This window comes from Glaciecola petra, from assembly GCF_031846345.1.
GTDB classification, from domain to species: Bacteria; Pseudomonadota; Gammaproteobacteria; order Enterobacterales; family Alteromonadaceae; genus Glaciecola; species Glaciecola petra.
The window spans coordinates 92,018-103,100 of sequence record NZ_JAVRHX010000005.1 but is presented as its reverse complement, the minus strand read 5'-3'; the positions used below and the strand labels follow the sequence as shown (position 1 = coordinate 103,100).

The following is an 11,083-nucleotide window of genomic DNA, read 5'->3' as shown; positions in this document are numbered from 1 at the left end:
AAATGTTACACAATTTGTCGGCAAGTATAGGCCAAATTCAGAATTTGACATAAATACTTCCTTGAAAATCTTAGCGTCAAAGTTTAGGGTGGCGTTATGAATAAAATTTTACTCAGTATTGTTATTTTTCTCTATTGGTTTGCTGTTGTTTGCTCAGTAAGCACTGTAAAGGCAGTTACGGTGCAAAATGAACCTGAACAACCAGAAGTAAAATCTGGAAATTTAGGTAATCAAAGCACAGATAAATTTCCAAAAGCAGCATACGACATATACAAAGAACTTAACAAAGCTCTTGAGCTTGGCGAACTAGCAGAAACTTCAAAACAAAAAGTAATAGATAATTTTGCACCAGCACTTATAGGTGAATGGAGCCATTTCGCTATTGACAATGCAATATTGGCCGACAGTAAATTTATTGATAATCCGGTCAAAATTTACGATTTGACCATCGCTAATGAACAAAGAATTTATAACGTTTCTTTTACGTATTTTCCGACAGAAAAACAAATTTATTTCACGCGAAAAGAATATATAAACAGCAGTGCAGAAAATGTCCTGTTAGCACTTGATGAAGCGAAAAAAGATGACGAGCTGAATTTAAAGTTTGAGTCTGCCGCTACCCATTTTTTTGAGCGCGAAAACTACGCAGACTATTTAACAGTCAAAATAGCGGATGTTTCAGGCATGATTAGTTTTGTAAACAGTGGCATTATTAACGTAATAACTAAGGCTGAACTCAACAAAGAAACAGTCGAAGAAGATACGCGTGAAGATAAATCCAGCGAATCTGTCGCTGAAGGCTCCGCATCATTTTAATAATCGCCATGACAACTCTGTGTATAACAAACGATATTGATGGCTAAATCGTGAATACTCTTCTTGACCCATCGCTTTAGCTAAGGTTCTGATCTGATTTTTTGCTTTTGCGGCTTTGGTTTGCCATAAATCCAGTCTTTTTTCTGCCCTATCGCTAAAATCTTCAGCGCTAATACTTTCTGCTTTTTCTTTCGCTACAAAAAAATTTAAGGCCCAAGCTAGCAATTTTGTTTGAATACCTAATATTTTTTTTGACCCAATCGCGCGACCTAACTCTACGTTATCTAGTTCTTGGCTAAAGTCGAACTCAGAAAAGCCTGCAGCTTGCTCTAAAATGGCGTGTATTGCGTCGAGACACTGACTCAAAAGCTTTGCATGCTGTTCAGAAATTTCACTAAGTAACTCTCTGGACACACTTAAATCCTCAAGCTCTTGCTTAAGCATATCGAACGATATTAAACAACGCACTAGGGTAGACAACTAATTCCTACTTTTTAAATTGCGACATATTGCTATACTCAAATCCATACAAGAAAATACAGAGCTATGTCAAAGATGAAATTATACACCGTATTCGTTCTTTTTGTTTGGAGTTTTTTATCTCAAGCAAACACACTCGTAAAAGCCGACGCCATGCTAGACGTGAATAATGGCAAACTCATTAAAAACCCCTTACTTGTTATACAAGATGGGAAAATAGCCGCAATTGAAAATCACAAAAAATATGTTGTCGCTGACGGCGATACCTTAATTGATTTAAGTGGCCATACAATAATGCCAGGCTTGATGGATATGCACGTGCATTTAACCTCAGATGCCACTCAGCACGGTTATCGACGCTTAACTTCATCCTTACCTAGAGTAACACTTACCGGGGTGAAACATGCTGAACAAACCTTAATGGCTGGATTTACTACCGTCAGAAATGTTGGTGCACCCGGTTTTGCCGATGTTGCTTTAAAAGATGCGATTAACGATGGTGACCTTGTAGGGCCTCGTATGTTTGTTGCGGGTCGTTCAATTGGAGTTACTGGAGGGCATTGCGATAACAATTTTCTACCTTTTGAATACAAAGCAAAATCAGGTGGGGTAGCAGATGGTCCGTGGGAAGTGCGTGCAAAAGTGCGTGAAAACATAAAATATGGCGCTACTGTGATTAAGTTTTGTGCCACTGGTGGTGTGTTATCAAAAGGCACAAAAGTAGGCGTGCAACAATATACTTTTGATGAAATGAGCGCGCTTATTGAAGAGGCACACATGCGCGGTTTGACAGTTGCCGCTCATGCTCATGGTTTAGAAGGTATTAATACGGCCATTAGAGCAGGAGTGGATTCTGTTGAACATGTCAGTTTTGTTGATGATGAAACAATAAAATTGGCGAAGAAAATGGGCACATATTTTTCAATGGACATATACGTCACTGAATATATTTTAGGTGAAGGTGAAAAGGCAGGCATACTAGAAGAAAGTCTGAATAAGGAACGAAAAGTCGGTTCTATCCAGCGTGAAAACTTTCGCAAGGCAGTAAAGGCCGGTGTAAATATGGTTTTTGGAAGCGATGCTGGTGTTTATCCACATGGTGACAATCCTAAGCAGTTTTCACGTATGGTGCAATTTGGCATGACCCCCTTACAGGCTATCCAAGCCGCTACTATTAACTCTGCGTCCTTACTCAAACAAAATGAAGTGTTAGGATCACTTGAAGAAGGCAAAATTGCAGATATCATTGCAGTGAAAGGCAATCCACTAGACGACATCTCCGTGCTAGAAAGCGTGAGTTTTGTGATGAAAGAAGGTCGGGTATTTAAACAGCTCAACTAATATCGGTTGAGTCTTAATTTTAGAGTGCTAGAGGCACTTGGGTAATCGATTTAACTTTGAGTGAAAATTCGCCGGGGGTTTTGTCGGCTAACATAAAGCCTAGTTGAGAAACATCATCAAAAGTTAGCGCCTCGGCTCCTCTAACATAGCGACCGCGCCATAATGGCTCAAAGTCTGATGGCTCAAATGTAAACGATTGGCTTTTCCCTGCGACTGTTTGAAAGCCAACAACGTAAGCAACACCATCCATGCGGCGGTTGGTTCGAAGCCTAAATTGGTAAGCCCTACCATCACCTTCAATTGTTATCTGAAATGCTTGTTTTGGGTCCCACTCAACAGGTTTATACACTCGCCTTGTCGAAGCAAAGCCACCGTTATTCTGCAAAGATAAACTGCCGCTGAATATTAGCATGTTTTTCACGATATCAAGTTGTGCTTTAGAACGCCCACCCATAACAGTGTCATTTACTATAACCCAATTGTCTATTTCGTTTGTGAGAGAAAATTGAATATGTGAGTTTTGCATGTGTTGTTCCGTCGACTCAAGTGAAAATACAACAGGGCTATATGTGAATAAACAATATGCAAAAATAGGTAACAAAAAGCACAATGACGCGCGACTTAAAAGGGTGTTGTTCTTAATCATATATTAAAAGAAAAAATAAACATGATTATGCATATGCTTTAAGAGTACATTTTGATCACCTTTTGCTGGTGAAGTCTTTAATTCGCATATTATAGAGCTTAAATTTGAAATACACCTTAATGCTTAGCCAAGCAGCACTAGACTCCGCCCATTGCTTTTGGCTTCGTACAATAATTTATCGGCGCGTTTGTACATATCTTGTAAGTTATCGCCTTGCACATATTCAGTAATTCCTGCACTAAAACTTTGTGAAAACGTTGTTGATTTTGCTTCTGGGTAACGTGTTTCTTTGCATTTGCTCAGCAAATTATTAGCAACAACCATAGCGTCTTCTCCTTTAGTATCTTTCAAAAGGATAGCAAACTCCTCACCTCCCAGTCTTATGGGTAAATCAAAAGGCCTACGAGATGATTCAGTCAAAAGTTCTGAAAATCGAATTAGCACCAAATCACCAAACTCATGACCTTCCCTGTCGTTCACTTTTTTAAAGTGATCAAGGTCAATAATCACTAAACTAAAAGACTTATTTGTTCTGATTGCATCTTCAACAAGTTTATTCCCAAAAGAATTAAAATAACGTCTATTCCCTAGGTCTGTCATCGGATCTGTAAAGGTTTTTAGTTCCAATAATTTGAGGGCTACAAATGCTGCTTTAAACACTTTATCCAAATAATATGAGCCCGCTGCTCCCGATATCATGCATAAAACGAGGCTTGCCAAAAACATATTGGGGCTATGATCAGGCAAGTCTTTGAGCATAATATAATGACTTGCTCCAATGATTATCAATACCGATAAACCGAGTCTTATGGCTGAAGCGAAAGTCATTCCAATAGGTAACGTAAATAAAGGTACTACAATAACAATAGGCAACCAGGCTGATTGATATTCGCCTTGTTCATGATAAATATTGGAAAGGATTGCTGTTGCAGTGGCAAGCACAAAGTACGCAACCCACAAATAACCCACCTTGTATGTAACAGCGGCTCGTTGTAACCAAGCAAATAAACCTACAAGATAAAGTAAAACTAAAGAGCGAACACTCACAACGATGTCTATCATTGGCATGTTGCGATACTCAAATTGCTGGCCATATAGACGAAAAAAATCGGCGAGCCAAAAAATAGACCAGAAAAACAGCATAATCAATAATACATTTCTGGCTATGGATTCGTTCTTGCTTATCAACCAAGCCTTATACTCAGCATAAAGTCCAACGCTGAACCGCAGTTTTCCAGAAGTATTAAGTTGATGTCGCTTAAGTTCATCAACTGTGCTTAAAAAGTCCATAACGAACCCACATTCTCAAAATTTAAATACAAAATCGCGCAGAATAAAGCAAACAAGTAAATCGTTAAGCTTGCCTCATCATCACTTAAACATACTTATCGGCAAATATGATAGAACATGTTGCCAATAATTAAATTTTTACCATTTAAAACGACGAAAATATATAAGTGGTAACAACAAAAACAGACCCAAATTCAGCCCCCCGCCTCCCGAGGCGTTTTCAACCGACGCAGGCGGTGGCGTCACTACGGGTGCTACAACACTAATGCCAATGGTGTCACTAGCACTGACACCAAACTCGTCTGTAGCGGTTAAACGCAACTCAATATTACCTGACTGACTAGGTGCAACAAAGCTTATTTGTAAACTGTTTGGCGCATCTAAGGTGACGTTTGTGCCGGCAATTTGTTCCCAAACAAGCGATAAAGTCTCATCTTCATCACTTACATTAGCGGTAGATAATTGTACTGTTTGACGAGTATTAACTTGAATATCGCTTCCTGCATCTACTATTGGTGCTTGATTGGAATCATCATCTTTGATATTCACTTCCAGCACACTAAATTGGCCTAATAATGCCTGATTATCCGACAATAAAACAATTCTAAAGCTCTCTAAAGACTCGGAAAGTTCGTCATCTATTAGGTTTATACCGATACTACGGCTTGAAGTATCTCCCTCTGACCAGCTAAACTGACCTTGAGTAAGTGTTGTAAGAGTAAAATCTGCTTGCTCGTCTGCACTAACAGACTGCACGACATAGTTAACATTAATTGTTTGTTCTGAGCCGCCCAACCGATTGAGCTCTACGTTTACTGAATCTTGATTTTCAAGCAGAGTTAACTCATTGGTTTCAAAACTAATTCGTCCTGTTCTTGGCGCTGTTCCGCTAATAGTAATAAAAGCATTTGATTTGCCGTTGTATAAACTGCCACCTTGGGGGTTACTAAGGATGACTGCAAATTTTTCATCGCCTTCAACAATGTTGTCACCCAATATCTCAAGAAAAATACTTTGATCATCACTATCGTTTGCAGCCCAACTTAATTGGCCTTTTTTCACTTCAACATCGCTGGCATCAGCCGACAATAACAAGACTTCGTAATCAATTGTTTGGGCGCCATTGCCTTGTTTTTTTACCGGAATATTAGCCAGTGAATTCTCTGGAATAGTCAATGAGGTTTCTATAAAACCAACAGCATCTTGATCTGCGCTGATAGTATTATCTTTGAATATATACAAACCACCTGCAATATCACTGACCAAAATAATCCCACTGGGTAAAAAGGGATAAGCACCCCAAGCACCATTAAACACGGCATTATTAGAACCAGTCACAGTGTCGAAAAAACCGGCTTCTGAAGGATTAACAGGGTCGCTAATGTCTAATATAGTTAAACCTCGTTCATAGTTAGACATATAATATTTGTTGCCTCGAACAAAACCATTATGATCAACGGCTCGAGTTGGCCCTGTCCAAGTATTAGCCAAGAAAGGATTTCGTAAATCACTTATATTAAAAATATTAATAGTGGTGTTTAGTCTAAATGTGGTTTCGTCTAATTCATCATGCACATACACAAATTGTTTGTCTTCTGTCCACCAACCAGAGTGAACATAGTCAGCATTAGGATAAGTAGAACGACTTAATTCGACCGCACTATTAGAACGTGTATGATCCCACAAACGCATTTCATTTTCGTTAAAATCAATAATAACATTGCAAGTCTCGCCAGGGTCTTCGCCACAATCAGTTTGCGCTCGAGCATCACTAATTGGTAAGGAAGAAGCATCATGTGCATAATCTTGACGATTAGCCCCCTGATCATTATATGCTCTTAACAATGAAGGTGGGTTTTCAATTAAAAAAGTTCGCAGCGAACCTCCCAAAGATGCCCCTCCCATTACATGTAAAAAAGGACGAGTATTGTTCAGCGAAGTGTTGGTGGTGTAATTTACATTACTGATATAAACATTATGCGATGCTTCACCGTCAATCAAATCGCGCTCTACCAATGTGACTTCGTTTGGTAAATTATTCAAATCTAGAATAGTTAAACCTTCTGATACCGCATCAGCGCCAGAAATAGCATAAGACTGAAATTGTTGTATTTCTTCGTTATAAAATTGAACGACTTTAATATCACGCCAAATTGTTGCTTGGCCTTCGACTCTGCCCACCACAACTGGGTTTTCGGGGTCCGTTACATCAATAACAGATACCGCATCGCGAATACCTAAAATGGCATATTCGCGCATATTATTTAAATCAACATGGCCCCATACATCGTTCGCTCTTGTAGCAGAGCTCGATATTTGGCTAATAGGAACTCGGCCTAACAAATCGACATTGCGACACGAAAACCCGGCAGCTTCTCCGTCAATACATTCACTCGATGTCTGCGCGGTTTCGGCTTGTTGGCTAGCTCGAATACGGCTTTCTATAACAGTTTCGTCAATACTGCGAGCACCAAACCCCTTTGTATCCTGTATGACTGTGAACCCTTTACTATAGAGGGTTTGCAAGTACTGTTTAGGCACGGCTGTTAAGGTAGTAATAAATTGGTCAGGGGATTGTTGCTGGTAATTATCAAGCGTGTTAAATCCAGCTAACACCGGATTGATCTCTGAAATTAAATAACTAAGTTCTTCGTCACTCGAAACTTCGTAAAGTCCCATTGCTACTAATATTTTGTCGCCTTTGTTAGCGCGTCTCGCTGCAAAGCCAATTGTTTTGCATGGGCGAAATCTGTTTTTACAGTCGCCTTGGTCGGAGCCGTTTACAGACACAAAGCGAGCATTTTCTTCTTCGCTATGTGCTTGTGCTTTTTGCAGCAGCAATACTTGACTAAGCGTGACACTCAGGGTCATTATGAACACAGATGCAGCTAACAAGTGTTTTGTGAACACAAGGGTAAATAATTGCGTTAACCAACGATTGCACACAGAGACTGCTTGAGAACACTCTGTTTTATGAAATTGCATTATCGATTTCCTAAATAATCATTGCTAAACCCATGGCCTGCTAGATGCCTGCTTTTAATGGTGCATGTATGTTACTGCGTCACATTATCAGTTTAGACGCTTGTAAAATGAGTGTAGCAGACAATTATTATCAGGTGTTATTCATAGAGGAAAATGTGAACAAAATTTTATATTTACCATCTGCTTTAAGTTTACAAAAGCTGAGTAAATCGATACTAATCGGAATGACCGCTATGGTGCTTATGTCATGCGCTGAAGACACTACGCAAGACCATTTATCAAAACAAAAAAGTATTCAACAGCAATTGTTAACCAAAGTTGTTTACGGTGAACATGCGCTAACTTGCGATAATGAATTTATACATCACAATATACTCTGGCAGGCAAATTCTTTAGGCTTTTTCTTATCGAATTTTGAAATGCGAGAAGAGCAATCGGATACTTGGAAAAAGATAAGCTTAGAGGTAAACGATTGGCAAACACCAGACACTGCCTTACTATGGTTTGTTGCTAATTGTGGCGCCAAGGAGGGGTTTAATAAAACCTTAACTTTAAACTTACCTCTACAAGATAAACAATCATTTACCAACATCGCTCAACTGAGATTTAGCATGTCGGTGCCGTTTGAGGTCAATCATGCTAATCCGCTAACTCAGCCTAGTCCAATTAACTTGGCAGAAATGTTTTGGTCTTGGCGTTTAGGCCACAAGTTTTTTCGTATCGACATGTCCACAATGGATCAACCTAATAAGACCGCAATTTGGAATTTTCATTTGGGAAGCACAGGTTGTAGTAGCGCCTCAAGTTTAAGAGCCCCGGTAAAAGAATGCGAGCAAAGCAATCGTAATACGTATACGGTTAATGTAGGTGATAACGCCTCCAACTTATTAATGTTAGATTTGAAAATCTTGCTTGAAGGCATTAATGCAAACCGAGAAACTTCATGCATGTTCAAAGCTGAACAACTTAGTGCTTGCAACAATTTATTGAGCAAGCTCCGCCATTCGTCACTTTTCCGTATTGCGGCAAAGAAAAGTAAGGATTTATCAAATACTAGCCAAGAATCAGGTCAATAATTGTGTATATTGGCCGTTTTTTGCTCTTGACATTAATTATCGCGATTGCGTTTTTGTCACAAACTTCTTGTACGCCAAAACAGCAACAGTTTGAATGGCAAATCCCCCCAGGTTTTCCACTGCCCGAGGTACCAGCAAATAATCCAATAACGCAAGCCAAAGTCAACTTGGGCAAAGCGCTGTTTTATGAACCGGCTCTGTCGGGCAATAGGGCTATGTCATGCGCGACTTGTCATGATCCAGCTCATGCATTTAGTGAACCAAAAGCATTATCATCTGGGTCCACCGGTAAAATATTGCAACGCAATGCATTAGCACTGGTAAATGTGGCTTACAATAGCAATTTCACATGGGCACATAGCGGTTTAAGTAGTATTGAGCAGCAAATGATGATCCCTCTTTTCAGCGAAAGCCCCATTGAAATGGGCTTAAGTGGCCAACAATATGAAGTAATAAAACGCTTCCAAACCGAAGACTATGAAACACTATTTGAACAAGCTTGGGGAGACAAAACCATTACGCTTGATCGAATGGTTAAATCAATCGCCAGTTTTGTTCGTTCGCTTACTTCTTTTGATTCGCCTTTTGATGAGTATGCCTATCGGGCAAACGACGACGCCCTAAACGAGTCCGAATTACGGGGTTTAGATTTATTTTTCTCAGAGCGATTGGAGTGTTTTCATTGTCACGGTGGATTTAATTTTACTCAATCTAGCAAACATGAATTTCAACCACTTGATTTACGTCCGTTTCATAATACTGCCTTGTATAATGAAGATGGTGTAGGCAGCTATCCATTACGCGACCAGGGCCTTTATGAGCAAAGCTTAAACGCTAACGATATGGGAAGATTTAGAGCGCCTACCTTGCGTAATATTGAGTATACTGCTCCCTACATGCACGATGGAAGTGTTGCAACATTGCGTGACCTCATACAAATCTACGCAGATGGTGGTAGAGAAACAGGAGTAACGAGTCCGATAAAAAGCCCATTTATTAGTGGTTTTGAACTGACACAGCAAGAAAGTGATGATTTACTCGCTTTTTTGCATAGTTTGAGTGACAAAAAATTTATCAATAATCCTTCACATCATGCACCCATCAACCCACCTAAGGTGAATTGAACGCAGGTCTGTTTAGTTTCAAATCGACTAACAAATGGCGAGTTTAATCACTCGTTTTCCTTTTGCACATTAGCCAATTTAAATTAACATAATGAATACAAAGACTTAAGAACTGGCATCAATATTGATATAGAGATTTAATATAAACTAACAATCGATCATTTTTCGTAACTATCACATAGGGTTTTGGAATGAACAAAATAACAAAAATCGTTATCGCAGCAACATCAATATATGCATTGGGCGGCTGTGTCGTTGTTGTCGGCGCAAATAATATCGACGCCGATATTACGCTTGAGCAAGATTTATCACTTAGCGCTTCTGGCATTGATACAATGCGCATTGACGCCGGTGCAGGTAAGTTAGATATTGTCGGAGTTGAAGGACTCAATGAAATTGAAGTACGAGCAGATATTCGCACTAGCGATGAGGTTGACTATACACTTTCATTAGTAAAGAAGGGCGACACCGCTGTTCTTATTGCCAAGCATGACGAATATAAGGGGAGTTGGGGAAGTTGGAGCAGCAACTACCCAAAAATTGATGTTCAGGTTTCGGTACCTGCTAAGCTTTTGCTGAGAGTCAAAGATGGTTCTGGTGATTTAACAATAAAAGACATTGCAAGCGATGTATTCTTGGACGACGGTTCTGGAGATGCAAAAGTATCTAATGTCGAAGGCGACTTAAATGTAGAAGATGGCTCTGGCGACTTAATGATAAGTAATGTCGGAAAAGCACTCAAGATAGACGATGGTTCGGGTGACCTCCGTATTTCTGACATAGATGGAACTCTTGATATAGAAGATGGTTCAGGTGGTTTAACAGCTAAAAATGTTGCTGGCGATATCGTTGTGGATGACTCATCCGGAGACATTACCATTACAAACGCTGGTGGTAACCTAAATCTTGAAGATAGTTCTGGCGACATTGTCGTGACAGATGCAAGCGGTGATGTTGTGGTAGATGACAGCTCCGGCGACATTAGAGTCAACGGAGCAGAATCTGTACATATTACTGACGATGGTGGCGGCAGTACTTCGTTTAAAAATATCCGCGGTAATATTAGAAACGACGATTCATAGGAGCTTTAAATGAAGAAGTTGTTAATCAGCCTTGTTGGTGGTCTATTGGTTTTGCTGGGCCTAATATTTATTATTGTTCCAGGACCATCGTTGTTATTGCTAATACCAGGATTATTTATTTTAAGCTACGAGTATCCTCTGGCTAAAGTATGGTTACGCAAATGCCAACGTTTATTAAGAAAAGGGGCAGTATACCTAGATAAATTCTTTCGAAAACTTCGCTACTCGCGTTAGAACAAGTAA

The 11,083-nt window shown here is 39.6% G+C and carries 10 protein-coding genes; 6 read left to right on the top strand and 4 right to left on the bottom strand.

Features of this window, described 5'->3' with window-relative positions:
* The first annotated feature begins 96 nt into the window (after positions 1-96).
* On the top strand, positions 97-816 hold the full coding sequence (locus RM552_RS14860) for a hypothetical protein (protein WP_311369657.1): 720 nt from the start codon (positions 97-99) through the stop codon (positions 814-816).
* Here the strand turns inward: RM552_RS14860 and RM552_RS14855 are convergent.
* Positions 808-1,296, bottom strand: coding sequence for a hypothetical protein (locus RM552_RS14855; RefSeq protein ID WP_311369656.1), 489 nt, complete (start codon positions 1,294-1,296; stop codon positions 808-810). The genes RM552_RS14860 and RM552_RS14855 overlap by 9 nt on opposite strands.
* Positions 1,297-1,362: 66 nt before the next feature.
* Here RM552_RS14855 and RM552_RS14850 point away from each other — a divergent pair, with 66 nt between their 5' ends.
* Entirely contained in the window at positions 1,363-2,637 is a 1,275-nt protein-coding gene (locus RM552_RS14850) for a Xaa-Pro dipeptidase (protein WP_311369655.1), read from the top strand.
* A 19-nt stretch (positions 2,638-2,656) separates the two neighbouring features.
* Here the strand turns inward: RM552_RS14850 and RM552_RS14845 are convergent, their stop codons facing one another.
* The 3 genes from RM552_RS14845 to RM552_RS14835 form a co-directional block, all read right to left on the bottom strand.
* Positions 2,657-3,163, bottom strand: a complete 507-nt coding sequence (locus tag RM552_RS14845; protein ID WP_311369654.1) for a CIA30 family protein — start codon at positions 3,161-3,163, stop codon at positions 2,657-2,659.
* Between the two features lie 243 nt (positions 3,164-3,406).
* Positions 3,407-4,573 carry a GGDEF domain-containing protein gene (locus RM552_RS14840; RefSeq protein WP_311369653.1) on the bottom strand — a complete coding sequence of 389 codons (1,167 nt, stop codon included), beginning with the start codon at positions 4,571-4,573 and terminating at the stop codon, positions 3,407-3,409.
* A 138-nt stretch (positions 4,574-4,711) separates the two neighbouring features.
* Positions 4,712-7,558, bottom strand: a complete 2,847-nt coding sequence (locus RM552_RS14835) for a choice-of-anchor B family protein (protein WP_311369652.1) — start codon at positions 7,556-7,558, stop codon at positions 4,712-4,714.
* Positions 7,559-7,602: 44 nt separating this feature from the next.
* Here RM552_RS14835 and RM552_RS14830 point away from each other — a divergent pair, with 44 nt between their 5' ends.
* From RM552_RS14830 to RM552_RS14815, 4 genes are all read left to right on the top strand, one after another.
* Complete coding sequence (locus RM552_RS14830) at positions 7,603-8,634, top strand: MbnP family copper-binding protein (protein WP_311369651.1); 1,032 nt, start codon at positions 7,603-7,605, stop codon at positions 8,632-8,634.
* A gap of 26 nt (positions 8,635-8,660) precedes the next feature.
* Positions 8,661-9,758: a methanobactin export MATE transporter MbnM gene (locus RM552_RS14825; protein WP_311369650.1), complete on the top strand. Its 1,098-nt coding sequence runs from the start codon at positions 8,661-8,663 to the stop codon at positions 9,756-9,758.
* A gap of 191 nt (positions 9,759-9,949) precedes the next feature.
* Positions 9,950-10,840 carry a DUF4097 family beta strand repeat-containing protein gene (locus RM552_RS14820; protein WP_311369649.1) on the top strand — a complete coding sequence of 297 codons (891 nt, stop codon included), beginning with the start codon at positions 9,950-9,952 and terminating at the stop codon, positions 10,838-10,840.
* A 9-nt stretch (positions 10,841-10,849) separates the two neighbouring features.
* Positions 10,850-11,074, top strand: coding sequence for a PGPGW domain-containing protein (locus RM552_RS14815; protein WP_311369648.1), 225 nt, complete (start codon positions 10,850-10,852; stop codon positions 11,072-11,074).
* Positions 11,075-11,083 lie beyond the last annotated feature (9 nt).

Bases quoted from the DNA above. Each gene is read 5' to 3' on its own strand.
- RM552_RS14860 (WP_311369657.1), top strand. From the start codon at position 97: ATGAATAAAATTTTACTCAGTATTGTTATTTTTCTCTATTGGTTTGCT.
- RM552_RS14850 (WP_311369655.1), top strand. From the start codon at position 1,363: ATGTCAAAGATGAAATTATACACCGTATTCGTTCTTTTTGTTTGGAGT.
- RM552_RS14845 (WP_311369654.1), bottom strand. From the start codon at position 3,163: ATGCAAAACTCACATATTCAATTTTCTCTCACAAACGAAATAGACAAT.
- RM552_RS14840 (WP_311369653.1), bottom strand. From the start codon at position 4,573: ATGGACTTTTTAAGCACAGTTGATGAACTTAAGCGACATCAACTTAAT.
- RM552_RS14835 (WP_311369652.1), bottom strand. From the start codon at position 7,558: ATGCAATTTCATAAAACAGAGTGTTCTCAAGCAGTCTCTGTGTGCAAT.
- RM552_RS14830 (WP_311369651.1), top strand. From the start codon at position 7,603: ATGCCTGCTTTTAATGGTGCATGTATGTTACTGCGTCACATTATCAGT.
- RM552_RS14820 (WP_311369649.1), top strand. From the start codon at position 9,950: ATGAACAAAATAACAAAAATCGTTATCGCAGCAACATCAATATATGCA.
- RM552_RS14815 (WP_311369648.1), top strand. From the start codon at position 10,850: ATGAAGAAGTTGTTAATCAGCCTTGTTGGTGGTCTATTGGTTTTGCTG.